The sequence below is a fragment of the Oceaniglobus indicus genome, from assembly GCF_002751875.1.
Lineage (GTDB): Bacteria > Pseudomonadota > Alphaproteobacteria > Rhodobacterales > Rhodobacteraceae > Oceaniglobus > Oceaniglobus indicus.
Window position 1 is genome coordinate 168,184 of record NZ_NMZM01000007.1, and the last position, 23,765, is coordinate 191,948.

Sequence of the window (23,765 nt, forward strand, 5' to 3'; positions counted from 1 at the left end):
GTGCGCTGATGCCCCGCCCTCCGACCATGAAGGATGTCGCGCGCGCGGCCGGCGTGTCGGTGATGACCGTCAGCCGCGCGATGAAGGACGGCGGGTCGGTCAGCGCCGAGGCCCGCGCCCGCGTGGGCGCGGCGGCCCGCGATCTGGGCTATGTGTTCGATGCGACGGCGGCCAACCTGCGCCTGCAACGCACGGGCTTTATCGCGGTCACGGTGCCGACGCTGAACAACGCCAACTTCGCCGATATGGTCGGCGCGCTGTCGCGGGCACTGGGGGCCGAGGGCCTTCAGGTGCTGCTGGGCGCGACGGGTTACGATGTCGCGCAGGAGGAACGGCTGGTCGGCCAGTTGCTGCGCCGCCGCCCCGAGGCCGTTGTTCTGACCGGCGGCAGCCACACCGCGCACTGCCGCGACATGCTGGCCAAGGCCGCGATCCCGGTGATCGAGACCTGGGATCTGCCGGATGAACCGCTCGGCCACGTGGTAGGCTTTTCGAACGCCGCGACGATGGAAATGATGGTGCAGCACCTCACGTCGCGCGGGTTGCACCGTATTGCCTTTGTCGGCGGCGACACGAACCAGGACACGCGCGGCGCGGATCGAAAGCGCGGGTTCCTGGCGGCCATGGCACGGCGCGGTCTTGCGGCCGACCGGCTGATCGGCATGGGTGCGCCACCGATATCGATGCGCCAGGGGGCCGACGCCATGGCGCGCCTCCTGGTCGAGATGCCCGACACCCAGGCGGTGATCTGTGTGTCCGACCTGTCGGCCTTCGGCGCGCTTTCGGCCTGTGCGCGGGCCGGGGTGCGGGTGCCCGATGACATGGCCGTCGCCGGCTTCGGCGCCTATGAGATCGCTTCGGTCTGCGTGCCGACCCTGACCACGATCGACCCATTCCCGTCCGCCATCGGGGCGGCCGCCGCGCGCCTGATCCTGGCGCGCGACACCATGGACCAGCCGTTTCAGCGGATCGAGGTCACGCCCAGGCTGGTCATCGGCGGATCGACCCCCGCGCGCTAGTCCAGCCTGACGCTGTGCCCGACTGTCGTGCGCTCGGCCGCCGAGAACCCGGCATAGGTGTTCAACCCGTAATTCATCCCGAACGCGATCACGATCAGCGCGACGAGGGACAGCAGGAAGGCTTTCATCTCAGGCCCCTTTCGGCAGGACGGGCGCATTAGTGTGACGCGGTGCGGCAGGGGCGTCGCGGCGGGCGATCTCTTCGGCCGCCCAGATGCTGTGGTGTTCGCGGGCCCATTCCTCCTCCACCTCACCCGAACCCATGGCGTCGAACGCGCCTTCCATGCCCAGGGTGCCGATATAGATGTGGCCAAAGATGATGGCCGTCAGGACAAAGGCCAGGATCGCATGCCAAAGCTGGGCATAGGCCATTTCCTCTTGCGGGGTCAGATCGGCGGGGAACGGTGCCTGGCCGAACCAACCCGCCACACCCCAATCGTTCAGCAGGGCGAAGGTGGGGGCGAACAGGTGCAATTCGAACGGAAACAGAAGCGACAGCCCCGACACCGAAATCGATGTGCCGAAGATCACGACCGACCAGAAGATCAGCTTCTGACCGGCGTTGAACTTCTTGGCGGGCGGGTGCGCGCTGCCCACAAGGCCGCCGCCCTTGGCCAGCCAGTTCAGGTCGGTGCGGTCGGGCAGGTTGTGGATGACCCAGAAGACGAAGATCAGGATCAACGCCAGCATGAAGGCCCACGATACGCTGTCATGCAGCCATTTCGTGACCGCCGCCGCGGATGCAAAGCTATCGTGACCGAAGGTCGGGATCAGCACCTTGCGGCCGAACAGCGAGAACAGGCCGGTCAACCCCAACAGGATGAAGGACGCGGCCAACAGCCAATGTGCGAACCGCTCGATCCCGGTAAAGCGCAGAAGGGTGCGGCCGGTGATCGGCCCCTCGATGCGGATCCGGCCCCGGATCAGGAAGAACAGCGCCAGCACGGCCAGCGTGCCGCCCAGAAGATACAGGCCATAGCGCGGCAATGGCCCGCGCCGCACCTCGAGCCACCACATACCGGTGTCCTGCACCAGCACGTCGGTGGCCGGGCCGTTCACCTGGGTGCGCATGTCAACGGTGTCAAAGCGCACGCCACGCCACAGGTCGGCATCCGACGCGCCACCCCGCGTGCCCAGCGCGCCGACGTCGGGCGAGGGCAGGTCGGTCGGCGTCTTGCGGAAGTCGTTGTTGATCGTCAGACCCTTCTGTCGGGCCAGGATGTCCTGCAAGGTCTGTGCGCCACCGGTGCCCGCGCGAATGTCGAGCGGGGCATCGGCGCCGGGCGGGCGGACATTCTGGGCCTGCGCCAGAGAAGCGAACAGAAGCAGGCACATAACCTGCATGAAACCGACGATACGCAACATGGCCAACCACCTCCCCAACGATTTCACGATCCTAGACCAGCGCGCCAGACCTGAAAAGCCGTCACGGGAGCCAAGGCGCAAAAAGGAAAACGCCGCGCCCGGTGTCCGGACGCGGCGTGATGCAATGGGCCGTGAGGCCGGATCGGTTACGGGCAGGCGGCGTAATACTGCTGACCGGCCGAGTTGCGATAGATGCACTGGCCCGGACGGTTCTGCGCGCGTCCGATCAGGTTGCCAGCGGCAGCACCCAGCGCGCCGCCGATCAGCGCGCCTTCGAACCGGTCGCCGTCATCGGCGATCGCGGCGCCCAGCGCGGCACCAGCCGCACCGCCGCCAAGGGTCGCGTTGGTGTTCGGACCGGTATTATAGGTGTTGCATCCCGCGACAAGCGCAACGAGGGGCAGGGCAAGCAGGATCTTCTTCATGGGACTCTCCAAAAATAACGCACATATCCAACCACAGGATATACGTTCGGTTCCCGTCTGCAATTTGGAAATGACATTTCATCAGGATTAGCCATAGCATGCGGCGGGGATTTGCCGGTTTCACGCCGCTTTTCGCAAGATTTACAGGGATTTCGTCGCCATGAAGATCACCAGCGTCAAAAGTCACGTGCTGCAATACGAATTGCCCGAGGAACTGGGATATTCGCAGCAATACTACGCGCGCCGCACCGCCCACATCGTCGAAGTCAGCACCGACGAGGGCATCACCGGGTGGGGTGAATGTTTCGGGCCGGGTGCCATCGCGGTGGCCAATGCGGCGATCGTCGAAAAGGTGATCGCCCCGATGATCCTCGGCGCCGACCCCCTGGACCGCGATGTTCTTTGGCATCGCGTCTATAACCTGACCCGCGATCACGGCCAGAAGGGGATGCCGCTGCAGGCGTTGTCGGGGGTTGATATCGCGCTTTGGGACATCGCCGGCAAGGTGGCGGGGCTGCCGCTGCACAAGCTGATCGGTGGCGCGCACCGCACCCGGGTTCCGGCCTATGGCTATGGCATGATGCTGAAACGCGAAAGCGTGGCCGATCACGTCGCGCGCTTCGCGGACGAGGCGGCGGCGATCCGGGACATGGGATTCGTTGCCACGAAGATGAAGCTGGGGCTTGGCCCGCGCGACGACATCAAACTGGCCCGCGCCGTGCGCGATGGCGCGGGTGACGGGTTTCGCATCATGGCCGACGCCAATCATTGCTATACCACGGCCGACGCCTTCCATGTCGGTCGCGCGCTGGACGAGATGGAGTTCTACTGGTTCGAGGAACCGGTCGCGCCCGAGGATCTGGACGGCTACCGCGAATTGCGCGCCGGTCTGCGGGTGAACATTTCGGGCGGCGAGGCGGAGTTCAACCGCTGGGGATGGCGCGCGATCCTGGAGAACCGCGGCCTCGACATCGCCCAGCCCGAGGTCTGCGCCCTGGGCGGCGTCAGCGAATACCTGCGGGTGCTGGCCCTGTGCCACGCCCATTTCACGCCGGTGGTGAACCATGTCTGGGGATCGGCAGTGGCGGTGGCGGTGAACCTGCAACTTCTGGCCGCCATGCCGCCGCTGCCGGGTGGCCTGAACCCGTGGGAGCCGATGCTGGAATTCGACACCACCGACAACCGTTTCCGCGACGAGTTGCTGGCCGAACCGCTGGACATCCAGGGACAGGTGAAGGCGTCGGGCGGCACCGTCGCGGTGCCCGACGGGCCGGGCCTGGGCGTCGAGCCGGACCGTGCCTTCCTTGCGCATTACGCCTGGAACACGTGATCGGCGCCGCCCCGCCGCGGGCTTTCGCCGCAGTGCGGAACATTATCCCGGCCGCCGGGTTGAGGCGGTGAAACAGATTGAAGGAGCATACCATGACCCTTGCAAAGACCCTCTCGGCCGCCGCCATCGCCGCCGCTCTTGCCGTGCCTGCCGTTTCGGTCGCTCAAACCGCGACCGTGACCACGCTTCAGGGCTATGTCGAGCTTGACGAAATGGACGTGATCGGCGCGACCGGCGACAAGATCGGCGAAGTCGAAAGCGTGTTGATCGGCCCCGATGGCAAGGTTGGCGCCGTGGTGATCGAAACCGAGGGGTTCCTGGGTCTCGGTGACGAAGACATCGTCATGATGCTGGACGACATCCAGATCGTGAACGGCGAGATCCGCGTCGACATGACCGAAGAACAATTGGAACAGCTTCCCAAATGGGACGACTGACACCGTCTGATCGCGTCGCCTGACCGGCGCTTGAAACGAAGAACGCCCCGGCCTTTTCAGGCCGGGGCGTTTTATTGCGATGTCGAAGGATCAGCCGCCCTTCTGACCATAGGCGGTGCCCCAGCCCCAGGCGCCCGCGCCAAATCCGCGCGCGACGATCCGTTCGCGATAGATGTTGGACACGGTGTCACCGTCACCGGCCAGCAGGGCCTTGGTGGCGCACATTTCCGCACAAAGCGGCAGCTTGCCCTCGGCAATCCGGTTGCGGCCGTATTTCTGGAATTCGATGGTCGAATGGTTCTCTTCCGGGCCACCGGCGCAGAAGGTGCATTTGTCCATCTTGCCGCGTGACCCGAAGTTGCCGGCCTGCGGATACTGCGGCGCGCCGAACGGGCACGCATAAAAGCAATAGCCGCAGCCGATGCACAGATCCTTGGAGTGCAACACGATCCCGTCTTCGGTCTGATAGAAGCAATCGACCGGGCAGACCGCCATGCAGGGCGCGTCAGAGCAATGCATGCACGCCACCGAGATCGACCGTTCGCCGGGTTGTCCGTCGTTCAGCGTGACGACCCGGCGGCGGTTGATGCCCCATGGCACCTCGTGTTCGTTCTTGCACGCGGTGACGCAGGCGTTGCATTCGATGCAGCGTTCGGCGTCGCAGAGAAATTTCGCTCGTGCCATTTTCCGTCTCCTTACGCTGCGCTGATCTTGCAGAGGGTGGCCTTGGTTTCCTGCATCTGCGTCACGCTGTCATAGCCATAGGTTTGCGCGGTGTTGCTGGATTCGCCCAGAACATAGGGGTCGGCCCCGTCGGGGTATTTGCTTCGCAGATCAACACCTTCCAGGACGCCGCCAAAGTGGAACGGCATGAACGCCACCCCCGACGCGACCCGTTCGGTGACCAGCGCCTTGACGTGGACGCGGCCGCCTTCCGGCCCTTCGACCCAGACCATGGCGCCGTCGCGCACGCCAAGGCTGTTGGCGTCGCGGGGGTTGATCTCGACGAACATGTCCTGCTGCAATTCGGCCAGCCAGGGGTTCGAGCGGGTTTCATCGCCGCCGCCCTCGTATTCGACCAGACGGCCCGAGGTCAGGACGATCGGGTATTCCTGCGAGAAATCCTGTTCCTGGATCGACGCATACATCGTCGGCAGGCGCCAGAACGTCTTGTCCTCGTAGGTCGGGTAATCGTCAAGCAGATCGCGCCGCGCGGTATAGAGCGGTTCGCGGTGGATCGGCACCGGGTCGGGGAAGGTCCAGACCACGGTGCGCGCCTTGGCGTTGCCGTAGGGCGCACAGCCGTGGGCGATGGCGACCCGCTGGATCCCGCCCGACAGGTCGGTCTTCCAGTTCACGCCACCGACCTTGTCGTTGTAATCCGACGGCCGATCACCCTGCTGGCTGGTTTCGCCGACCTCTTCGGTGCCGGGGCGCGTGTCGCGGAACCCGCCGACCCATTCGATGACGGCGCGTTCCTGCGGTGTCAGGTCGCCGTCCCACCCCAGGTCGATCAGCATCTGCATGGTGAACTCGGGGTATCCGTCCTCGATTTCGGACCCCACCGGATAGACGGCGTCGGCCAACAGGCTTTCACCGTCGCGTTCCACGCCGAAACGGGCACGGAACCCCATGCCGCCCTTCGCCACCGGCGTCGACATGTCATAGAGGATCGCCGATCCCGGGTGGTTGATTTCGGCCGTGCCCCAGCTGGGCCAGGGCAGGCCATAGAAATCACCGTCGGCGGGGCCGCCGTTGGCGCGCAGGGTCGTCTTGTCGAAGGTGTGCTGATTGGCCATGTGCATCTTCAGCCGCTCGGGCGACTGGCCGGTATAGCCGATGGTCCACATGCCGCGGTTGAACTCGCGGGTGATGTCCTCGATGTTGGGCTCGTCCGCGCTGTCCATCGAGATGTTGCGCAGCAGCCTGTCCTCGAACCCGAACTTGCGCGCGAACAGGGCGATGATCGTCTGGTCGGGCAGGGATTCGAACAGCGGCTCGACCACCCGGTCGCGCCATTGCAGCGACCGGTTGGACGCGGTCACCGAACCGCGGGTTTCGAACTGGGTGCAGGCGGGCAGCAGATAGGTGTTGTCCTGCCGATCCTGCAACACGGCGGAAACGGTCGGGTAGGGATCGACCACGACCATCAGGTCGAGCTTTTCCATCGCCGTCTTCATTTCCTTCTGCCGCGTCTGGCTGTTGGGCGCGTGTCCCCACAGCACCATCGCCTTGACGTTGTCGGGCTGAACGATGTTGTCGCGGTCTTCGAGAACGCCGTCGATCCAGCGTGACACGGTGATTCCAGGCTCCTGCATCATCGGCAGGTCCGCGCCGTCCTGCCCCTTGCCCTCAAGCGAAACGAACCGGCCCTTGAGCCAATCCAGATCCTCTTCCCAGACGCGCGCCCAATGGGCCCAGGACCCTTCGGACAGGCCGTAGTAACCCGGCAGGGTGTCGGCCAGAACACCCAGATCGGTCGCGCCCTGAACGTTGTCGTGCCCGCGGAAGATGTTGGCACCGCCCCCGGCGCGGCCGATGTTGCCAAGCGCCAGTTGCAGCGCACAATAGGCGCGGGTGTTGTTGTTGCCGTTGGAATGCTGGGTGCCGCCCATGCACCAGATCAGGGTGCCGGGGCGGTTGTTGGCCAGGGTCATCGCGACCCGGCGCAATTGCTCACCGGGGGTGCCGGTGACACGCTCGACCTCGTCGGGCGTCCACTTGGCGACCTCGTCCTTGATCTGGTCCATGCCCCAGACACGGGTGCGGATATACTCCTTGTCCTCCCAGCCGTTCTGCAGGATGTGCCACAGGATTCCCCAGATCAGCGCGACATCGGTGCCGGGCCGGAAGCGGACGTATTCGTCGGCGTGGGCCGCCGTGCGGGTGAAGCGCGGATCGCAGACGATCAGGGGCGCGTTGTTTTCCTCTTTCGACTTCAGCAGGTGCATCATCGACACGGGGTGTGCCTCGGACGGGTTGCTGCCGATCAGGAAGATCGCCTTGGAATTGTGGATGTCGTTGTAGCTGTTGGTCATGGCGCCGTAGCCCCATGTGTTCGCCACGCCCGCCACGGTGGTCGAATGGCAGATCCGCGCCTGGTGATCGACGTTGTTGGTGCCCCAGTAGGCCGCGAACTTGCGGAACAGGTAGGCCTGTTCGTTGTTGTGCTTGGCGCTGCCCAGCCAATAGACGGAATCGGGCCCGGCGGTGTCGCGGATCGACAGCATCTTGTCGCCGATTTCGTTGATGGCCTGGCTCCAGCTGATGCGCTCCCAGTTGCCGCCGACCTTCTTCATCGGATATTTCAGCCGGCGTTCACCGTGGGCGTGTTCGCGCACCGCCGCCCCCTTGGCGCAATGGGCGCCCAGGTTGAAGGGGCTGTCGAAGGCGGGTTCCTGGCCGATCCAGACGCCGTTCTGGACTTCGGCCAGCACGGTGCAGCCGACCGAACAGTGGGTGCAGACCGACTTGATCGTCTGGATGTTGCCGGCGATGGCATCCTGGGCGCTGGCCTGCGTCACCGATCCGCCCGTGGCCGAGATCGCGGCCAGACCGCCGATGGCAAGGCCCGAGCCGCGCAGGAAGCTGCGCCGGTCCAGCGTGGCGCGCGCCACTTGCGAAATCATCCCGGCGCCCGCGCTGCGTCGTGCGACGCCGTTCGTCTTTTTCCTCAGCATTCCCGTCTCCCTTGCTGCCTTCGGGCGGCCTGTGGCGCGCTCCGGGGTGGCGTTTGTCGTCCCTGGCCCGGGGGCCCGGTCGTTGGTCAGAACCGCGCGCTGGCCAGGTAGGCGCGGGTATGTTCGGTATCCTGCATCCGCTGGCTGTTCAGATCAACGGCCAGGGGTTCGGCATTGGCCGCACCACCGGCCGCAACGGCGGCGACGGCGGCCGGCGCGGCGGTTCCGGCCAGTTTCAGGAAGTCGCGGCGGCTGGCGGTGCCATCCTTCTTGTCGGTCATGTCGTTCTCCCTTTCAACGTGTTGCGGTGGCGGCGGATCATGCCGCGGTCAGTCTGAAGGCTTCGCGTTCGATTTCCATGAACGCGCGTCCGGCCGAGCCGAGCGAGGCATAGAGAACCGACGCCTTGGCGCCTTCGAGGTCGGTAAAGAAATGCGCGGCCCAGGGCGCGATATGGGTCGCGTGGAACGTCTGCTGCTGTTCCAACGTGGCGGGGCGTCCGAAACGGCCGACGATCATGCCGCCCATCATCTCCATCAGCGATGCGATGTTGTCTTCGGGTTCGAACACGTTGGGCGCGCGCTGGATGCCCAGGCGGTTCATGTCGGCGCGCAGGCGGGCCAGCGGCTTTTCGTTGAGGAATCCGGTCAGGTAGTAGCTGGCATAGGGCAACAGCTCGCCCCGCCCGAGGCCGATGAACAATGCGTTGAACTCGGTCCTGGCGGCGGCGGGCTTCGTCACCCGGGCCACCCGCGCAAGGCCGGCGATGGCCCGGCCCAGATCGCTGTCGTCACCGCCCAGGGCCGCCGTCTGCTCCAGCAGGATCGCGTCGGGCGGACCGGCCAGCATCACGCCCAGATAGTTGTAGAGATCGGCGCGCAGGTGGTCTTCGGGGGCGATGTCGGTCATGTCGTCTGCTCCTGAAACCGAAACCGCATCCGGCGCGGGGCCGGCGCGACGGTCTGCGCGTCGGTGTCGTCGTCTTCAAGGGCAAATGCCTCGGGCGTCGTTTCGGCGGCCTGGGTGTCGGCCCGTGCGGGTTCGGCGTCGCTGAACGCGGTGTCGGGTTCGGCGGTGTCGGGCCCGGGCGTTTCGGCATCGGCGGTGTGCACGGGTTCGTCGAGGCGCGCGACGATGCCCTTGCCGACCTGATAGAGCGTCTTGACCGGGCCGTTGCCTGTCGATCCGGTCAGGTAATCGGCGTCATAATCGTTCAACCCGTCCACACAGGCCAGAACCGGGTTCGAGCGCCAAAGCTGTCGCAGGGCGCGGTTTTTCAGATGTACCGGCACGGCCTTGGCCATGAACGCGCTGAAATCGTCACCCATCTTCAGCGTCGCGGGATCGGGCAGCTTCAGATCGTCCAGGATCTCTTGGTCGCTGCGCGGGTCGGCGGGGGTGTCGGCAGCCTCCACCGCACCCTCGACCTCGGCCTCTGCCCGCACGGCCGCGCGCCGGCGGTCCCAGAATGATGCGGGCCGGCTCATGTGACGTCCTTGTGCGCGGTGGGCGCGCGATAGACATCGGTGGTCTGTGAAATCCGCGGATCGCCGATACCGTTCTGCACGCGGTCGGTCCGTTCCTTGTCACGGCGCCGTTTCACGAAGGTCTCCTCTTCGTGATGGCGGGCGACGAAGGCCTCGATCCAGGTGTGCATCGGTTTCGGCATCGCCACCTTCTCGACGATTTCCTCGCCGGTGTCCGAATAATCCTGTGCCTCATAGGGCGAGGCGGTCACGCGCACCGCGTTCAGCGGGCGGGTGCGATCGCTGCCGTTGCGCAGGATCACATAGACGGACGGGGTGCGCGATTGCAGTTCGTGAACATAGGCTTCGGTGTCCGAAACATACAGCGTCAACGGCAGGGTGGCCGCGTGAAACAGCGTCTCATCCCCCATTTGCTGCAACACCTTCCAGTCGGCCGGTCCGGCCCCCGGCAGGATGTCCGTGGCACGCCAGGCCCAGGCAGCCCAGCGGGTTACGCCGGGACTGCGGCGCAGGACGATACCAACCGGCACCGATTGGGCATCTGGATAACGGAAGGCCAAGGTTTCCCCGATCGTTGCATGACACACCACCATCCTGCCCGAACTCTTGCGCGAAACAAAGCGCTATCTTGCCCCCGGCCGGGGCGAAAGACCGCGGCCGCCCTTCGGGATCGGGCGCGTTTCGGGTTTACGCCGCGCGTGTTTCCTGACCAGATGTGTGCCGGTGCTGCCCGCCGCTCTGAAAGGTCCGCCATGACGAAGACGTTGATGATCTGTTCCTGCCTCGACACGCAATCCGTGGATGGTGCTGCGCTGAGCGCGGCGACCGGCGTGCCCTGTTCGCCGCTGCACCGCGCCTTGTGCACGGATGAGATGGCGTTGGCCGCGCAGGGCATTGAAAGCGGCGAGGTGACGATCGCCTGCATGCAGGAAAGCGCACGGTTCAGCGATCTGGCGGCCGAGCTGGGCGCGCCGGTGCCCGGTTTCGTCGATCTGCGCGACCGGGCAGGGTGGTCGGAACAGGGCGCGCAGGCCGGCCCCAAGATGGCCGCGCTGCTGGCCGAGGCGGCGATCGAGATGCCGATGGCGCGCACCCTCGACGTGGTGAGCGAGGGGACCTGCCTGATCGTCGGCGCGGCCGATGTCGCGCTGAAGGCGGCGGCCGAGTTGTGCGATCACCTTGCCGTGACCGTGCTGTTGCCCGGGATCACCGACATCGATCCCGACGCGCGCTTCGACATCGCGGCCGGTCGTCTGGCGCGGGCCAGCGGCGCGCTGGGCCAGTTCGACGTGCGGATCGACGCCTTCCGCCAGGTTATTCCGGGCGGGCGCGGTGCGGCGGAATGGACGGCGCCGAAGGACGGTGCGCAATCGGCCTGTGACATCATCCTGGACCTCAGCGGCAACGTGCCCCTGTTTCCCGCCCCCGAAAAACGCGACGGATACCTGCGCGCCGATCCGGGCGGCATCGGGGCGGTGGCGGCGGCGGTGATGGCGGCGTCGCATATGGTCGGCACGTTCGAGAAGCCGCTGCATGTGCGCCTGGAACCCACGCTCTGCGCCCATTCGCGGGCCGAACAGGTCGCCTGCACGAATTGCCTCGATATCTGTCCGACCGGCGCGATCAGCCCCGCGGGCGAACACGTCAGCGTCGATCCGTTGATCTGCGCGGGCTGCGGTGCCTGTTCGGCGGTGTGCCCGTCGGGCGCCATCGCGCTGGATGCGCCGCCGGTCGACACCGTGTTCCGCCGCCTGACCGCCCTTGCCACGACCTATCGCAAGGCCGGCGGGCAGGCGCCGCGCCTGTTGGTGCATGACACCGGCCACGGCGCTGAGATGATCGCGCTGGGCGCACGCCACGGCCGCGGATTGCCGGCCGACGTGATCCCCTTCGCGGTCGACGCGCTGGCCGGGTTCGGCCATGCCGAGATGTTGGGCGCGCTGGCGTCGGGGTTCGTGTCGGTCGATGTCCTGCTGTCGCCGCGCACCGAACGCGAACCGCCCGAACGTGAAAGCGCGCTGGCCGCTGCCATCGCGGGCGCGGGACGCATCGCCCTGCTGGATCCGGCCGACCCCGATGCGCTGTGCGACCATCTGTATGGCGCCGAGCCGCGCGCGCCCCTGGCCGATCCGGTCCTGCCCATGGGATCGCGCCGCCAGATTGCGCGCCTCGCCGGACGCGCCATGGCGGGTGACGCGGTGCTGCCGCTGCCGCCCCATGCACCCTATGGGGCGGTGCTGGTCGACACCGACGCCTGCACGCTGTGCCTGTCGTGCGTGTCGCTGTGCCCCTCCGGCGCGCTGGGCGACAACCCCGACATGCCGCAGTTGCGTTTTCAGGAGGACGCCTGCCTGCAATGCGGGCTATGCGCCAACATCTGCCCCGAAAGCGCGATCACGCTGGAACCCCGGCTGAACCTGACCGATGCGGCCCTGACCCAGGTCGTGCTGCACGAGGAGGAACCGGCGGCCTGCGTTGAGTGCGGCGCGCTGTTCGGTGTGAAATCCACGGTCGAGAAGATCGTGGAAAAGCTGGCAGGCAAACACGCGATGTTCGCCAGCGAAGGTGCGGCGCGGATGATCCGCATGTGCGACAACTGCCGCGTCAATGCCCAACACCACATGCAGAACAACCCGATGACGGCAGGCGAACGGCCCCGCGTGCGCACGACCGAGGATTACCTGTCAAAACGCCGCGACCACTGACGCCGCTGCTTGCGTTTCCGGGCCCGGCGGCGCAGATCTGGGCCATCGCGGCGATCCCGCGACCCATCCTGAAAGGAAGTCAAGATGAGCGACGATTTCAACATGTCCATGCGCAAGTTCCTCAAACAGGTCGGCGTGACCTCGCAGCAGGCGATCGAGGATGCGATGCGCGAAGCCGGCGACACGGCGGGCAAGACGTTCGACGCCAAGGTGGTGCTGACCGTGAACGGCATCGATCTGGAACATGTCGTGACCGGCACGATCAAGGGTCAAAGCTGACATGGCGCCCACCCGCGACGCGGTTCTGGAGATCCTGAAGACGCTGGAGGATCCGCTGAGCGGGTCCGATCCGGTGTCGGCCGGGCTGGTCAAGGCGCTGACGGTGGACGAGGGCGCCGTGCGCTTCGTGCTGGAAATCAGCCCGCAGCACGCCGATGCCTACACCGCCCTGAAAGCCCAGGCGGAACAGCGGATCGGTGCGCTGGACGGGGTGACGAAGGTATCGGTGGTGATGACCGCCCATTCCGCGCCCGCCGCGCCGCCCGATCTGAAACCGCAACGCAAGTCTGAACCGTCGGGGCCACAGAAGATCCCCGGTGTCGATCGGATCCTGGCCATCGCGTCGGGCAAGGGCGGTGTCGGCAAATCCACCGTCGCCGCCAACCTGGCCTGTGCGCTGGCGGCCGAGGGACGGCGTGTCGGGCTGCTGGACGCCGATGTCTACGGCCCGTCGCAGCCGCGGATGCTGGGGGTTTCGGGACGGCCCGCGTCGCCCGACGGCAAGACGATCCTGCCGCTGCGCAACCATGGTGTGACGATGATGTCCATCGGCCTGATGACGAACGAGGATCAGGCGGTGGTCTGGCGCGGTCCCATGTTGATGGGTGCGTTGCAGCAGATGATGATGCAGGTGCAATGGGGCGCGCTGGACGTGCTGATCGTCGATCTGCCCCCCGGCACCGGCGACGTGCAGATGACGTTGGCGCAGAAGGCCGATGTGACCGGCGCGATCATCGTCTCGACGCCCCAGGACGTGGCCTTGCTGGACGCGCGCAAGGGCATCGACATGTTCAACCAGCTCAAGACCCCGATCCTCGGCATGATCGAAAACATGAGCACGCACATCTGCTCCAATTGCGGTCACGAGGAACACGTGTTCGGCCATGGCGGCGTCGCGGCCGAGGCGGCAAAACTTGGCGTGCCGCTTCTGGCGGAAATTCCGCTGCATCTGGATATCCGGGTCGCGGCCGACGGCGGCGCGCCCATCGTGGTGGCCAAACCCGACAGCCCGCAGGCCCAGGCGTTCCGCACCGTGGCGCGCACGCTGATCGGTGCCGGACAGGCATGACCGGCCTGACCCTGCCGCCGCTGTTCACCGCCGAGGCATCGGGCGAACCGTTCGCCGATGCCTGCGCGCGGGCCGGCGCGGGATGCGACGCGGGGCTGGTGCTGCACGATCTGGCACTTGAACGCCTGCGTGCCGCCCTGGTGTTGGCGCCCGACGTGCCGCTGGCGCGGGCCATGACCATGTTGCCGCTGTGCGCGGTCGGGTTCCAGAACGCGCTGGGCGCGCTGGCCCCGCCCGAAGTGTCGGTGCACCTGGACTGGGACGGTGGGTTGCGCGTGAACGGCGGGCGGGCCGGGGCGCTGCGGATCGCCGCCGCCACCCGTGACCCCGATGCGGTGCCCGATTGGCTGGTGATCGGACTGACGCTTGACCTCTGGCCCGGTCCGCACGAGGGGGGCGAGACGCCGGATACCACCGCGCTTTACGCCGAAGGCTGCGTCGACGTGGCGCCTGACATCCTGATCGAAGCGTGGATCCGCCACACCCTCGTCTGGCTCAACCGCTGGGAGGATGAGGGCAACGCGCCGCTGCACCGGGAATGGGCGGGTTTCGCCCATGTCATCGGCGCAGGGATCGACGTGGCCGGCGAACATGGCACCTTCACGGGCCTTGACGAAAACTTCGCCTTGCTGCTGAAACAGGGCGATGCGACGCGGGCGATCCCGCTTGGCGCGCTCTTGACAGACCCGAAGGATCCGACATGAACCTGGCCCGCGCGATCCATTTCGACGACAGCGACACCCGCGTGTTCCACAACCCCGCGCGCACCGGTGAATGGTGCATCTCGGGCGGGTTCGAGTTTTCGAACTGGTCCGAGGGAGATCTGACCGGCAAGGCGCGGCAGGCGTTTTCCAACGGCTGGCTGGGGCTCGAGACCTTCGGGCGGGTCAGTTTCGTCGCCGTGACGCAGGTGCAGCCGGGCGAGATCGAGGCCCTGACCGATGCGCTGGCGGCGCATTTCGTCGCGATCTATGGCGCCCCCTCGCTTGAGGCGGCGCGCGGTGTCGCCGCCGAAGAGATGCGCCAGATGGCCGACCTGTGCGACGGCCACGCGCCCAACACCCTGCTGACCGTCGCGCGCGAGCTGGGCGAAAGCGGCGTGCACGAATCCTTTCGCGTGATCGAGGCCGAGGCGGCGGGCCTGGACCAATTCGCCATCCACGGCAACCTTGACGACGACACGCCGCACACCCACTAGGGCGCCGGCGCAACAGCCACTGGCACAGTTTGTCGCACCGTGCCATGAGGGCGGCCATGGATATCTGGATTCCCATCACCATCGCCGCCGCCTTTGCCCAGACCCTTCGGTTCATGGCGCAAAAACAGCTGAAGACGATGGCCCTGTCGACCGGCGGCGCCACCTTCGCACGGTTCCTGTTCTCGGCGCCGCTGGTGGCGATCCTGATCCTGTCCTACGCGACCTTCAGCGGTCAGGCGTTGCCGGGCACGAACGCGCGGTTCTGGACCTTCGCGCTGGTCGGCGGCACGGCGCAGATTCTGGCGACGATGTGCGTCGTCGCGATCTTCGCGCACCGCAACTTTGCCGTCGGCATCACCTTCAAGAAGACCGAGGTGGTGCAGACCGCCCTTGTGTCCACCGGCGTGTTGGGCGAGGGGGTATCGGCCCAGGGCGCGCTGGCCATCGGCATCGGGTTTCTCGGCGTTCTGCTGCTGTCGGACCCGCCGGGGGGCACCGGGCCGTGGCGCAGGCGGCTGTTCAACCGCGCGGCGGGCCTTGGCCTGCTGTCGGGGGTGTTCTTCGCCTTTTCCGCCGTCGGCTATCGCGGCGCGTCGCTGGCGCTGGACAGTGGCGATGTGGTGTTGCGGGCGGGATTTACCCTGGCGCTGGTCACCGCGACCCAGACCGCGGCCATGGCCGCTTGGCTGGCCTGGCGCGAAAAGGGCCAGATCACCCAGGTCGTGCGGGCCTGGCGTGTGGCGGGGCTGGTCGGGCTGGCATCGATGGTCGGCTCGTTCTGCTGGTTCACCGCGTTCACGTTGCAGAATGCGGCCTATGTCAACGCGCTGGGCCAGATCGAGGTGCTGTTTTCGATCGCGGCATCGGTGCTTGTCTTCCGCGAACGGTTGTCGGGCCGCGAGGGGATGGGAATGGCGCTGTTGACCCTGTCAATCCTCGTGCTGATCCTCGCGCTCTGAAGCCGACCGGGGGGACGGCAACGGTCATGGGGCGGCTGCACCGGAGGGTCGATCCGCCCGCCTAGGGAGCGGGAGGCCGCCGCTCGATCAGATGCGCGAAACTGCCCGACACACGGCCATTGCGCAGTCCCATCGCGGGCAACGGGTGTCCTTCCGCGTCGTGGGCCGCGAACAACGGCGGTCCTTCGGCCGACAGGGTGGTGGCATAGTGAAACTCGTGGCCCGCCCAATGGCCCGGGAAACGACCGTGGGTCGTATGCAGCGCGCGGTACCCTAGATGCAGCCGCGGGGCGGCAAACCCGGTGTGCAGGCGCAGCAGACCGGCCATGGGGTGCACGATCCCGTCGGCATCGGTCAGGTGCTCTCCAAGAACCATATAGCCGCCACATTCGCCATAGATATCAGTAACCTGTGCGGCGGTCCGCAAGCTTTGCATGAAGTTGGAGGCGGCCGCGATCCGGCCGGCGTACAGTTCGGGATAGCCGCCGGGAAGAAAGACCAGATCGGCGTCCGGCACCGGGTCGTCGGCCAGAGGCGAGAAGAAGGCGAGGTCTGCTCCACCGGCCCGCCAATCGGCGAGCAGGTGGGGATAGGCGAATGCGAAAGCCGCGTCGCGCGCCACGGCGATCCGCTGGGCCGGCGGGCGCGGCGGCGCGCCGGGCGGTGCACCGGTCAAAGGCGCGGCGCAGGACAGGACGCCGGCCAGATCGACGTGCCGCGCCACCAGGTCGGCGGCGGTGTCGAGAAAGGCGTGCAGATCCGCGCGCTCGCCGGCCTGGACAAGCCCGAGATGGCGCGAGGGCAGCGCCAGCGCCCTCTGACGCGGCAACGCCCCGAGCACCGGCAGCCCGAGGGGTCGCAGCGCGCGGCGCAGCATCCGCTCGTGCCGGTCGGATCCGACGTTGTTCAGGATCACGCCGGCGATCCGCACCTCGGGGTCATGACCGGCGAACCCGGCCACAAGCGGTGCCACAGATTGGGCCATGCGTCCGGCATCGACGACAAGGATCACCGGCAGGTGCAGCAGGCGCGCCAGATCGGCGGTCGCCCCCCTGCCATCGGGCGGCGCGCCGTCAAACAGCCCCATGGCGCCTTCGATCAGCACGGTGCCCGGTCCGGCGGCAAGGGCGCGGATGCGCGCGGCGTCCATCGCCCAGGCGTCGAGATTGGGGCAGGCCCTGCCGCAGGCCGCTTCGTGAAAGCGCGGATCGATGTAGTCGGGGCCGGATTTGGCTCCGCGCACCGGGTGATCGGCGCGTGTCAGGGCCCGCAGCAACCCGAGGGTCAGGGTGGTCTTGCCGCTGCCCGAATGGGGCGCCGCGATGATGAGACCGGCGTTCATGCCTATGACGTCGCGGGGGTCGAAGGGGCGGATGCCTCCGGCGGGAGTATTTGGGTCGGTAAGAAATACAGGTGCCGGATATCAGCGGGGCGGGTCATCGGCTCAGGCGGATTCGGCAGGACGGCCGCGGCCCAGCGGATCGAGGTCGCGCGGCGCAATCCCCGCGGCCATGCCCTGCCAGTCGAGGGTGCGGCGCATCAAGGCCGAGCGTCCGACGCAGATGATGGCGGGCGGCTCGATCGCGGCGGCGGCAATGTCGGCGGTGCAGGTGGCCAGCGTGGTTTCCAGCACCTGCTGGCGCGGCGTCGTGGCGTCGGTGACGATGGCGACGGGTTCCGACGCCGGACGGCCCGCATCGAGAAGCGCCGCGGCGATCCTTGCGATGTGCTTCATCCCCATGTAGATCACGATCACCTGCGATCCCTTTGAAATCGCGGGCCAGTCCAGCGATCCGGGCGCATTGCCGGATTGGTCGTGGCCGGTCACGAAGGTGACGGATTGGTTGACGTCGCGGTGGGTGACCGGGATCCCGGCGTAGGCTAGTCCACCGATCCCGGCCGAGATGCCGGGGATGATGCGGATCGGCACGCCGTGCTGAACCAGCGTCTGCGCCTCTTCTCCGCCACGGCCGAACACGAAGGGATCGCCGCCCTTGAGGCGCAGCACCCGGCGGCCCTTGCGCGCCAGATCCACCAGTTGCAGCGAGATGTCGCGCTGCACGGCCGATGGTTTGCCGCCGCGTTTGCCGGCATAGATGTGTTCCGCCTGCGGCGCCCAATCGAGGATCGCGGGTTCGACCAGCGCGTCGAAGATGACCACATCCGCCTGCCGCAGTGCATTGAGGGCGTGCAGCGTCAGCAGCCCCGGATCGCCCGGCCCGGCCCCGCACAGCCAGACCCAGCCGGGATGCAGCACGGGCCAGTCTGAGACGGGAAGGGCGGGCGAGTCGGTCATGGGATCCGTTATGCCCGCTTCGCCGGAAATGGCAAACCCCGTCACGGCGTTCGATCGGACATTGGCGACGCCGGAGCGCGCGCCTATAAGCAGGGCATGAGAGGCAAGCCCGCCCATGAATTGCGCCGTGGCTGGACCACGGGCGCCTGTGCCACGGCGGCCGTGAAGGCGGCGCTGATCCGGCTGTGGGGGGGCGCGTTTCCCGAGGCGGTGACGCTGATCCTGCCCCGGGGCGAGGCGCCCCGGTTCGCGCTGGCCCATCATGCGTCTGGCGCGGACTGGGCCGAGGCGGGAATCATAAAGGACGCGGGCGACGATCCGGACGTGACCCATGGGGCGCTGATCGTCGCGCGGGTCGCCGCATCGTCCGGCGGCATCGTCTTTCGCGGCGGCGAGGGCGTGGGAACCGTGACCATGCCGGGTCTGCCGATCGCCCCCGGCGAGCCGGCGATCAATCCGGTGCCGCGCCGCATGATGATCGCCGAGGTCGAGGCGCTGGCCGCGGAATACGGCGCGGCGCCCGATGTCGAGATCACGGTGTCGATTCCGGGGGGCGCGCGGATCGCGCTGAAGACGTGGAATCCGCGGTTGGGGATCGAGGGCGGTCTGTCGATCCTTGGCACCACGGGGGTGGTGCGCCCGTTTTCCTGTGCCGCCTGGATCGCGTCGATCCATCGCGGCGTCGATGTGGCGCGGGCCGTCGGCCTGGCTCATGTCGCCGGATGCACCGGGGCGCAGAGCGAGCTGGCGGTTCAGAAGCTTTATGGCTTGCCCGATCACGCCATGCTGGACATGGGGGATTTCGTCGGCGGCCTGGTAAAGTACCTGTGCCGCCACCCGGTGCCGCATCTGACCGTCGGCGGGGGGATCGGCAAGTTGAGCAAGCTGGCGCAGGGCGCGCGCGATCTGCATTCGTCGCGCACCCAGGTGGATTTCACCCGCCTGGCCGACCTGTGCGGCGTGCCCGAGGTTGCAGGTGCGCGCACCGCCCTGCATGCCTATGAGATGGTCGGAGCGCCCCTGGCCGAAGCGGTTGCGCGGGACGCGAAAGGCGAGTTGGACAAGATGACGGAGGACAAGGGCATTTCGGTGGATGTGGTTGTCTGCGACCGGGCGGGCGGCATCCTGGCGCGCGCCCGATGATCCGGCTGCTGTTGCTGGCCGGCACGCGCGAGGGGCGCGATCTGGCGGAAGGGTTGCGCGATGATCCCGCGATCCACGTCATCGCGTCGCTGGCCGGGGCGACCCGTGCGCCGCGCCCCATGGGGGTTGCCACGCGCAGCGGCGGTTTTGGGGGGCGGCAGGGGTTTGCCGATTACCTGGCCGCCGAAAACATCGATGCCGTGCTGGATGCGACCCATCCCTTTGCCGCCCGAATGTCGCAGCGCACGTTCGAGGTCTGCACCGCCCTGAAGGTGCCGCTGATGCAGGTGTTGCGTCCGGCCTGGGTGCCGGGACCCCATGACCGCTGGACCCAGATCGACAGCGAAGAGGAGGCCGCGGCTCATATCCCCCGCGGCGCCCGCGTCTTTGTTGCCACCGGCCGCCAGACGCTGGAGCGGTTCGGCGCCATGGCCGGGCGGCGGATGATCGTGCGGGTGATCGACACGCCCGACGGCCGGTTTCCCTTTGCGGATGGCCGGTTCCTGCATGGCAATCCGCCGTTTTCGGTCGATGACGAGATGGCGTTGTTTCGCGCGCTGAGGATCGATTGGCTTGTGGTCAAGAACGCCGGCGGCGCGGCCAGCCGGTCAAAGCTGGACGCGGCGCGCCTGTTGGGCGTGCCGGTGGCGATGATCCGTCGCCCGGCGCAACCTTTGGGCCGGACGGTCGAAACCGTTGCCGCGGCCCTGGACTGGGCCCGGACCCTGGCATGAACGGCGCGCGCTATACCGGTCGCGTGATCCAGACCCCCGCCGACCTGGACGAGGGCATCGCGCCCCTGGCCCGGATCGAGCCGCGGTTCGCCGAGATCCGCGCCATGACCGGGCCCTGGCCGCTGCGCCGGCGCGCCGACGGGTTCGGGGCGCTTGTGTTCGCCATCGTCGGCCAGCAGGTCAGCGTGGCATCGGCCGCGGCCGTGTGGGACAGGGTGCGCGCGGCGGGGATGGACGATGCGGCGCGGGTGCGGGCGGCCTCGGACGACGAGCTGTGGGCCTGCGGTCTGACGCGCCCGAAACAGCGGTATCTGCGTGCCATCGCCGCCAGCGACATGGATTACGACGCCTTGCGCGACATGCCCGACGAGGCGGTGATCGCGGCGCTGTCGGGCCTGCTGGGCATCGGGCGGTGGTCGGCCGAGATCTATGCCGGATTTGCGCTGGGGCGGGCCGATGTCATTGCCGCGGGCGATCTTGCGATGCAGGAGGCGGCGCGGCTGTTGTGGGATCTGCCGCGCCGCCCGACCGACGGCGAACTGCGCGCCATGGCCGAACCCTGGTCGCCCTGGCGCGGCGTTGCGGCGCGGGGGCTTTGGGCCTACTACCAGCATATAAAGGCAAAAGAGGGAACGTTATGACCAGAACCCTGGACAGCAGGCGCAAGGGCGCACCTAAGGGACAGGCCGAACGGCTGGTGGTGTTCCTGCACGGCTATGGCGCGGATGGCGCCGATCTTCTGGGCCTGGCCGATCCGCTGATGCCGCACATGCCCGGCACCGCCTTTCTGGCCCCCAATGCGCCGGAACGCTGCACCGGCAATCCCGCGGGCTTCCAATGGTTTCCGATTCCCTGGATCGACGGATCGAGCGAGGAGGAAGCCGAGGCCGGGATGCGCGCCGCCGTCGATGACCTGAACGCCTGGCTTGCGGCGACCCTGGCGGACGAGGACGTCGAACCGGAATGCCTGATCGTGGTCGGATTCTCGCAAGGGACGATGATGGCGCTGCACGTGGTGCCCCGGCTTGAAGATGAAATCGCCGGCGTCGTGGGTTTTTCGGGGCGGCTGTTGCAGCCCGAGGCGCTGGCGGACGAGGCCGTCAGCCGCCCGCCGGTCCTGCTGATCCATGGCGATCTGGACGAGGTGGTGCCGCCCGACAGCCTGCCGGCGGCCGCAAGCGCGCTGCAGGAAGCGGGCTTCGACGTCTATGCCCATGTCATGAAGGGCACGGGGCACGGGATCGCCCCCGACGGATTGTCGGTCGCCCTGGGCTTCATGCGCGAACAGCTGGACCTTGAGGACGGCGCCGGCTGAGGGCGCCGCCGCCCCTGCGCCATCACGGTCGCGCGACCGTCGATCCATCGCCGCCAAACGCCTCTATCAGGGGGTTGTCAGAAGCCGACCGCCATATATAGTCCGCCTGACAGGGGCGCGGGCTACCCCGCCCCATGGTCGTTCGACGGCCAGAGCGAGCGGAGACAGATCGACGATGAACGGCGATTTCAGAACCACATTCGTGCGCGAACCCAGCAACCTGCGCCATCATCCCGCTCTGGTGCTGAACGCGGATTACCGGCCCTTGTCCTATTACCCGCTGTCGCTGTGGCCGTGGCAGGAAGCGATCAAGGCCGCCTGGCTGGACCGGGTGGAAATCCTGGCCGAATATGATCAGGTCGTCCGTTCGCCCACCACCAGCATCCGGATACCGTCGGTCGTGGTGTTGAAGGATTTCGTCAAGCCGCAGAAGCGCGTCGCCTTTACGCGGTTCAACCTGTTCCTGCGCGATGAATTCAACTGTCAGTATTGCGGCGCCCATGGGGATCTGACCTTCGATCACGTGGTGCCCCGCGCGCGCGGCGGCATCACCTCGTGGAACAACGTCGTTGCCGCCTGTTCGTCGTGCAACCTGCGAAAGGGCGCACAGACCCTGAAGAACTGCGGCCTGACCCTGCGCCGTCCCGCCCGCGAGCCGGGCGCCGAGGAGTTGAAGAACATCGGCCGGCGTTTCCCGCCAAACCACCTGCACGACACATGGCGCGATTTCCTGTACTGGGACGCGGAGTTGGAGCCCTAGAGGTCAGACAGCGAAGGTCTTGAATAGGCGCACATAAAAATCACAGAAAAGGGGCGTCCTAGGTGTTTAGTCCCGGCATCTGGTGGATCGGATTGAGGATGAATCTGTCCGGCTCTGATGTCCAGATTTTGCAGATGTATTCGTACGGTGTGAGGCCGCCGAGGGTCTTGAGCCTGCGCGCAAAGTTGTAGGCTGCCATGAAGTCGGCGAGGTGGGTGCGCAGCTGGTCGTGGCTCTCGTAATGGAAGCGTTTGACGGTCGCCTCCTTGATCGTGCGGTTCATCCGCTCGACCTGACCGTTGGTCCAGGCGCGGTTGGGCTTGGTCAGGCGGTGCTCGACCCCGCTCGACCATTGTCCTCGGAACAATGGCGGACAAGGTCTCGCCCTCGCAGATCATGTCGAAGCGCATCGGCCGGGAGTGGATGGTGTTGCGGTTCCGGGGCTGCTCGGCGAACTGGATGCCGTTGTCCGTGAGGATCGTGTGGACCTTGCAGGGCACGGCCTCGAGCATGTGTTGCAGGAACGCCCACGCCGTCTTCCTGTCTGCCTTCTCGACGAGCCGGGTCACGGCGAACTTGCTGGTGCGGTCAATGCCGACACGGAGATGGAGCTTATCGTAGCTTATGTCAGTGTCCGAATTTCGGGGGGTAGCTTATGCCAAGCCATTTCTAAGTGCCCAGAGGCCTCAAATCGAACGATTAGAGAGCCGTCTGGCTCTTCTGTCATCGATTGGTCGGGATGAAAGACAAACTGCCGAGCCGTCGCTGTCGCCTCCGGGGAGAAACGCCAAGTAACGGGGCCGTATTCGTCGTCACCGTAATAGGACCCGAAGGCGCGGGAGGCATATGCGGCGAGATCGAAGTCGAGATCGCGGCGGAAGCTCTCTGCCGTGATCTCGGCAGTCTCGATCCGATCGAGGCGGAAGCGGCGCATGATGCCATCACCGACCGCGGGGCGCGCCACAAGATAGCGGCGGGTTCCCAGAAGAAGGCCGTGGGGCTCGACGAGCCGTTCCCGCGGCCAGTCGTCCCGTGCACCGCGGTATGAGACCCTGAGCCTCCAAGGCGCGCGCAGCGCCTCAGTCAACACGCCGAGCAGGTGCGTGTCCGTTGCGACGCGGGGTCCCGGGCGGGAGGCGAACCCCTGCGCTTCGAGCAATGCCTCGGCGTCGGCCTCGGTGCGGCGTGCCAGAGAGGATGGCATTGCGGCGAGCAAACGGTCCCGAAGAGCGCAGAGGCGCTTGGCATCGTCAGGCGCGCCATCGCGCTCGGCGCGCTGGGCCGCCATGTCGAGCGCGGCGAGTTCGCTGTCGCGCAGCCCTTGGGCTTGGAGCCAGCGCGGGTCGGAGCGGGGGAGGCGCAAGTGTCGACGGCGATCCTCGTCGTCCTTCACCTCGGCGTGCGGAAAGGCAGCTTCGAAGGCGCGGGCCATGCGTTGCGCCGTACGGTGGTCGCATCCGAATTCCTCAGTGATCTCCTGCAGGGACACGCCGTCGAAGCGCGCGGTGGCCATGTCGGCGAGGCGAAGCAGATCGGTGGCCTTGGTGTAGGACATCGGCAGTTC

26 protein-coding genes and 1 pseudogene are annotated in these 23,765 nt (G+C 67.0%); 14 read left to right on the top strand and 13 right to left on the bottom strand.

The genetic code is table 11. From position 1 onward, the window contains the following. Positions 1 to 8 precede the first annotated feature (8 nt). The gene (locus CFP68_RS12575) at positions 9 to 1,019 is read left to right on the top strand and encodes a LacI family DNA-binding transcriptional regulator (protein WP_241524070.1); all 1,011 of its coding nucleotides are present in this window, start codon (positions 9 to 11) and stop codon (positions 1,017 to 1,019) included. On the opposite strand, the gene CFP68_RS18590 is transcribed toward CFP68_RS12575, so the two are convergent. The 3 genes from CFP68_RS18590 to CFP68_RS12585 form a co-directional block, all read right to left on the bottom strand. Continuing rightward, positions 1,016 to 1,147 carry a hypothetical protein gene (locus CFP68_RS18590; RefSeq protein WP_277621462.1) on the bottom strand — a complete coding sequence of 44 codons (132 nt, stop codon included), beginning with the start codon at positions 1,145 to 1,147 and terminating at the stop codon, positions 1,016 to 1,018. The genes CFP68_RS12575 and CFP68_RS18590 overlap by 4 nt on opposite strands. A 1-nt stretch (position 1,148) precedes the next feature. Next, positions 1,149 to 2,384, bottom strand: coding sequence for a formate dehydrogenase subunit gamma (locus tag CFP68_RS12580; protein WP_193825229.1), 1,236 nt, complete (start codon positions 2,382 to 2,384; stop codon positions 1,149 to 1,151). A gap of 146 nt (positions 2,385 to 2,530) precedes the next feature. Beyond that, positions 2,531 to 2,809 carry a glycine zipper domain-containing protein gene (locus tag CFP68_RS12585; RefSeq protein WP_099827283.1) on the bottom strand — a complete coding sequence of 93 codons (279 nt, stop codon included), beginning with the start codon at positions 2,807 to 2,809 and terminating at the stop codon, positions 2,531 to 2,533. A gap of 160 nt (positions 2,810 to 2,969) precedes the next feature. Here CFP68_RS12585 and CFP68_RS12590 point away from each other — a divergent pair, with 160 nt between their 5' ends. Continuing rightward, complete coding sequence (locus CFP68_RS12590; protein WP_099827284.1) at positions 2,970 to 4,139, top strand: mandelate racemase/muconate lactonizing enzyme family protein; 1,170 nt, start codon at positions 2,970 to 2,972, stop codon at positions 4,137 to 4,139. Between the two features lie 92 nt (positions 4,140 to 4,231). Next, the gene (locus CFP68_RS12595) at positions 4,232 to 4,576 is read left to right on the top strand and encodes a PRC-barrel domain-containing protein (protein ID WP_099827285.1); all 345 of its coding nucleotides are present in this window, start codon (positions 4,232 to 4,234) and stop codon (positions 4,574 to 4,576) included. A 90-nt stretch (positions 4,577 to 4,666) separates the two neighbouring features. Here the strand turns inward: CFP68_RS12595 and fdh3B are convergent, their stop codons facing one another. The 6 genes from fdh3B to CFP68_RS12625 all read right to left on the bottom strand — a co-directional run bounded on the left by fdh3B (position 4,667) and on the right by CFP68_RS12625 (position 10,273). Then, entirely contained in the window at positions 4,667 to 5,260 is a 594-nt protein-coding gene (fdh3B, locus tag CFP68_RS12600; RefSeq protein WP_099827286.1) for a formate dehydrogenase FDH3 subunit beta, read from the bottom strand. A gap of 11 nt (positions 5,261 to 5,271) precedes the next feature. Next, complete coding sequence (locus CFP68_RS12605) at positions 5,272 to 8,256, bottom strand: formate dehydrogenase subunit alpha (RefSeq protein ID WP_099827287.1); 2,985 nt, start codon at positions 8,254 to 8,256, stop codon at positions 5,272 to 5,274. An 86-nt stretch (positions 8,257 to 8,342) separates the two neighbouring features. After that, complete coding sequence (locus CFP68_RS12610; protein WP_099827288.1) at positions 8,343 to 8,537, bottom strand: twin-arginine translocation pathway signal protein; 195 nt, start codon at positions 8,535 to 8,537, stop codon at positions 8,343 to 8,345. A gap of 37 nt (positions 8,538 to 8,574) precedes the next feature. Beyond that, positions 8,575 to 9,165, bottom strand: a complete 591-nt coding sequence (locus CFP68_RS12615; RefSeq protein WP_099827289.1) for a TorD/DmsD family molecular chaperone — start codon at positions 9,163 to 9,165, stop codon at positions 8,575 to 8,577. Beyond that, positions 9,162 to 9,743: a DUF3306 domain-containing protein gene (locus CFP68_RS12620; RefSeq protein ID WP_099827290.1), complete on the bottom strand. Its 582-nt coding sequence runs from the start codon at positions 9,741 to 9,743 to the stop codon at positions 9,162 to 9,164. Before CFP68_RS12620 ends, CFP68_RS12615 begins: the two co-directional genes overlap by 4 nt. Then, positions 9,740 to 10,273, bottom strand: a complete 534-nt coding sequence (locus CFP68_RS12625; protein WP_241524071.1) for a DUF3305 domain-containing protein — start codon at positions 10,271 to 10,273, stop codon at positions 9,740 to 9,742. Before CFP68_RS12625 ends, CFP68_RS12620 begins: the two co-directional genes overlap by 4 nt. Positions 10,274 to 10,495: 222 nt before the next feature. Between CFP68_RS12625 and CFP68_RS12630 the strand changes: the two genes are divergently transcribed. From CFP68_RS12630 to CFP68_RS12655, 6 genes are all read left to right on the top strand, one after another. Further along, complete coding sequence (locus CFP68_RS12630) at positions 10,496 to 12,448, top strand: 4Fe-4S binding protein (protein ID WP_099827292.1); 1,953 nt, start codon at positions 10,496 to 10,498, stop codon at positions 12,446 to 12,448. Positions 12,449 to 12,532: 84 nt separating this feature from the next. Continuing rightward, on the top strand, positions 12,533 to 12,727 hold the full coding sequence (locus CFP68_RS12635; RefSeq protein ID WP_099827293.1) for a DUF6494 family protein: 195 nt from the start codon (positions 12,533 to 12,535) through the stop codon (positions 12,725 to 12,727). Between the two features lies 1 nt (position 12,728). Then, positions 12,729 to 13,796 carry an Mrp/NBP35 family ATP-binding protein gene (locus CFP68_RS12640; RefSeq protein ID WP_099827294.1) on the top strand — a complete coding sequence of 356 codons (1,068 nt, stop codon included), beginning with the start codon at positions 12,729 to 12,731 and terminating at the stop codon, positions 13,794 to 13,796. Continuing rightward, positions 13,793 to 14,500 carry a biotin/lipoate--protein ligase family protein gene (locus tag CFP68_RS12645; protein ID WP_099827295.1) on the top strand — a complete coding sequence of 236 codons (708 nt, stop codon included), beginning with the start codon at positions 13,793 to 13,795 and terminating at the stop codon, positions 14,498 to 14,500. The genes CFP68_RS12640 and CFP68_RS12645 overlap by 4 nt, the downstream gene beginning before the upstream one ends. After that, entirely contained in the window at positions 14,497 to 14,994 is a 498-nt protein-coding gene (locus CFP68_RS12650) for a DUF6505 family protein (protein ID WP_099827296.1), read from the top strand. Before CFP68_RS12645 ends, CFP68_RS12650 begins: the two co-directional genes overlap by 4 nt. Positions 14,995 to 15,050: 56 nt before the next feature. Then, the gene (locus CFP68_RS12655; protein WP_099827297.1) at positions 15,051 to 15,953 is read left to right on the top strand and encodes a DMT family transporter; all 903 of its coding nucleotides are present in this window, start codon (positions 15,051 to 15,053) and stop codon (positions 15,951 to 15,953) included. 61 nt (positions 15,954 to 16,014) lie between these two features. On the opposite strand, the gene CFP68_RS12660 is transcribed toward CFP68_RS12655, so the two are convergent. Both CFP68_RS12660 and cobA read right to left on the bottom strand, forming a co-directional pair. Continuing rightward, positions 16,015 to 17,295 (bottom strand): cobyrinic acid a,c-diamide synthase CobB, encoded by a 1,281-nt coding sequence (locus CFP68_RS12660; protein ID WP_099827298.1) that lies wholly within the window; start codon positions 17,293 to 17,295, stop codon positions 16,015 to 16,017. A gap of 102 nt (positions 17,296 to 17,397) precedes the next feature. After that, the gene (gene cobA / locus CFP68_RS12665) at positions 17,398 to 18,249 is read right to left on the bottom strand and encodes a uroporphyrinogen-III C-methyltransferase (protein WP_099827299.1); all 852 of its coding nucleotides are present in this window, start codon (positions 18,247 to 18,249) and stop codon (positions 17,398 to 17,400) included. Positions 18,250 to 18,345: 96 nt separating this feature from the next. On the opposite strand from cobA, the gene CFP68_RS12670 reads away from it, so the two are divergent. The 5 genes from CFP68_RS12670 (at position 18,346) to CFP68_RS12690 (ending at position 22,201) form a co-directional block, all read left to right on the top strand. Continuing rightward, the gene (locus CFP68_RS12670; protein WP_099827300.1) at positions 18,346 to 19,392 is read left to right on the top strand and encodes a cobalt-precorrin-5B (C(1))-methyltransferase; all 1,047 of its coding nucleotides are present in this window, start codon (positions 18,346 to 18,348) and stop codon (positions 19,390 to 19,392) included. Further along, on the top strand, positions 19,389 to 20,126 hold the full coding sequence (locus CFP68_RS12675) for a cobalt-precorrin-6A reductase (protein ID WP_338152815.1): 738 nt from the start codon (positions 19,389 to 19,391) through the stop codon (positions 20,124 to 20,126). The genes CFP68_RS12670 and CFP68_RS12675 overlap by 4 nt, the downstream gene beginning before the upstream one ends. Then, the gene (locus CFP68_RS12680; RefSeq protein ID WP_099827301.1) at positions 20,123 to 20,767 is read left to right on the top strand and encodes a DNA-3-methyladenine glycosylase family protein; all 645 of its coding nucleotides are present in this window, start codon (positions 20,123 to 20,125) and stop codon (positions 20,765 to 20,767) included. Before CFP68_RS12675 ends, CFP68_RS12680 begins: the two co-directional genes overlap by 4 nt. After that, positions 20,764 to 21,441, top strand: coding sequence for an alpha/beta hydrolase (locus tag CFP68_RS12685; protein ID WP_099827302.1), 678 nt, complete (start codon positions 20,764 to 20,766; stop codon positions 21,439 to 21,441). The genes CFP68_RS12680 and CFP68_RS12685 overlap by 4 nt, the downstream gene beginning before the upstream one ends. A 175-nt stretch (positions 21,442 to 21,616) precedes the next feature. Further along, on the top strand, positions 21,617 to 22,201 hold the full coding sequence (locus CFP68_RS12690) for an HNH endonuclease (RefSeq protein WP_099827303.1): 585 nt from the start codon (positions 21,617 to 21,619) through the stop codon (positions 22,199 to 22,201). A 58-nt stretch (positions 22,202 to 22,259) separates the two neighbouring features. On the opposite strand, the pseudogene CFP68_RS12695 reads toward CFP68_RS12690, so the two are convergent. Both CFP68_RS12695 and CFP68_RS12700 read right to left on the bottom strand, forming a co-directional pair. After that, a pseudogene (locus CFP68_RS12695) lies at positions 22,260 to 22,815 on the bottom strand (integrase core domain-containing protein); the annotation flags it as partial. A gap of 8 nt (positions 22,816 to 22,823) precedes the next feature. Beyond that, on the bottom strand, positions 22,824 to 23,756 hold the full coding sequence (locus CFP68_RS12700; protein WP_145953450.1) for a helix-turn-helix transcriptional regulator: 933 nt from the start codon (positions 23,754 to 23,756) through the stop codon (positions 22,824 to 22,826). Positions 23,757 to 23,765 lie beyond the last annotated feature (9 nt).

Excerpts from the sequence above, each read along its gene's own strand:
- CFP68_RS12575 (WP_241524070.1), top strand. The coding sequence starts at position 9 with ATGCCCCGCCCTCCGACCATGAAGGATGTCGCGCGCGCGGCCGGCGTG.
- CFP68_RS18590 (WP_277621462.1), bottom strand. The coding sequence starts at position 1,147 with ATGAAAGCCTTCCTGCTGTCCCTCGTCGCGCTGATCGTGATCGCGTTC.
- CFP68_RS12580 (WP_193825229.1), bottom strand. The coding sequence starts at position 2,384 with ATGTTGCGTATCGTCGGTTTCATGCAGGTTATGTGCCTGCTTCTGTTC.
- CFP68_RS12585 (WP_099827283.1), bottom strand. The coding sequence starts at position 2,809 with ATGAAGAAGATCCTGCTTGCCCTGCCCCTCGTTGCGCTTGTCGCGGGA.
- CFP68_RS12590 (WP_099827284.1), top strand. The coding sequence starts at position 2,970 with ATGAAGATCACCAGCGTCAAAAGTCACGTGCTGCAATACGAATTGCCC.
- CFP68_RS12595 (WP_099827285.1), top strand. The coding sequence starts at position 4,232 with ATGACCCTTGCAAAGACCCTCTCGGCCGCCGCCATCGCCGCCGCTCTT.
- fdh3B (WP_099827286.1), bottom strand. The coding sequence starts at position 5,260 with ATGGCACGAGCGAAATTTCTCTGCGACGCCGAACGCTGCATCGAATGC.
- CFP68_RS12605 (WP_099827287.1), bottom strand. The coding sequence starts at position 8,256 with ATGCTGAGGAAAAAGACGAACGGCGTCGCACGACGCAGCGCGGGCGCC.
- CFP68_RS12610 (WP_099827288.1), bottom strand. The coding sequence starts at position 8,537 with ATGACCGACAAGAAGGATGGCACCGCCAGCCGCCGCGACTTCCTGAAA.
- CFP68_RS12615 (WP_099827289.1), bottom strand. The coding sequence starts at position 9,165 with ATGACCGACATCGCCCCCGAAGACCACCTGCGCGCCGATCTCTACAAC.
- CFP68_RS12620 (WP_099827290.1), bottom strand. The coding sequence starts at position 9,743 with ATGAGCCGGCCCGCATCATTCTGGGACCGCCGGCGCGCGGCCGTGCGG.
- CFP68_RS12630 (WP_099827292.1), top strand. The coding sequence starts at position 10,496 with ATGACGAAGACGTTGATGATCTGTTCCTGCCTCGACACGCAATCCGTG.
- CFP68_RS12635 (WP_099827293.1), top strand. The coding sequence starts at position 12,533 with ATGAGCGACGATTTCAACATGTCCATGCGCAAGTTCCTCAAACAGGTC.
- CFP68_RS12640 (WP_099827294.1), top strand. The coding sequence starts at position 12,729 with ATGGCGCCCACCCGCGACGCGGTTCTGGAGATCCTGAAGACGCTGGAG.
- CFP68_RS12645 (WP_099827295.1), top strand. The coding sequence starts at position 13,793 with ATGACCGGCCTGACCCTGCCGCCGCTGTTCACCGCCGAGGCATCGGGC.
- CFP68_RS12650 (WP_099827296.1), top strand. The coding sequence starts at position 14,497 with ATGAACCTGGCCCGCGCGATCCATTTCGACGACAGCGACACCCGCGTG.
- CFP68_RS12655 (WP_099827297.1), top strand. The coding sequence starts at position 15,051 with ATGGATATCTGGATTCCCATCACCATCGCCGCCGCCTTTGCCCAGACC.
- CFP68_RS12660 (WP_099827298.1), bottom strand. The coding sequence starts at position 17,295 with ATGAACGCCGGTCTCATCATCGCGGCGCCCCATTCGGGCAGCGGCAAG.
- cobA (WP_099827299.1), bottom strand. The coding sequence starts at position 18,249 with ATGACCGACTCGCCCGCCCTTCCCGTCTCAGACTGGCCCGTGCTGCAT.
- CFP68_RS12670 (WP_099827300.1), top strand. The coding sequence starts at position 18,346 with ATGAGAGGCAAGCCCGCCCATGAATTGCGCCGTGGCTGGACCACGGGC.
- CFP68_RS12675 (WP_338152815.1), top strand. The coding sequence starts at position 19,389 with ATGATCCGGCTGCTGTTGCTGGCCGGCACGCGCGAGGGGCGCGATCTG.
- CFP68_RS12680 (WP_099827301.1), top strand. The coding sequence starts at position 20,123 with ATGAACGGCGCGCGCTATACCGGTCGCGTGATCCAGACCCCCGCCGAC.
- CFP68_RS12685 (WP_099827302.1), top strand. The coding sequence starts at position 20,764 with ATGACCAGAACCCTGGACAGCAGGCGCAAGGGCGCACCTAAGGGACAG.
- CFP68_RS12690 (WP_099827303.1), top strand. The coding sequence starts at position 21,617 with ATGAACGGCGATTTCAGAACCACATTCGTGCGCGAACCCAGCAACCTG.
- CFP68_RS12700 (WP_145953450.1), bottom strand. The coding sequence starts at position 23,756 with ATGTCCTACACCAAGGCCACCGATCTGCTTCGCCTCGCCGACATGGCC.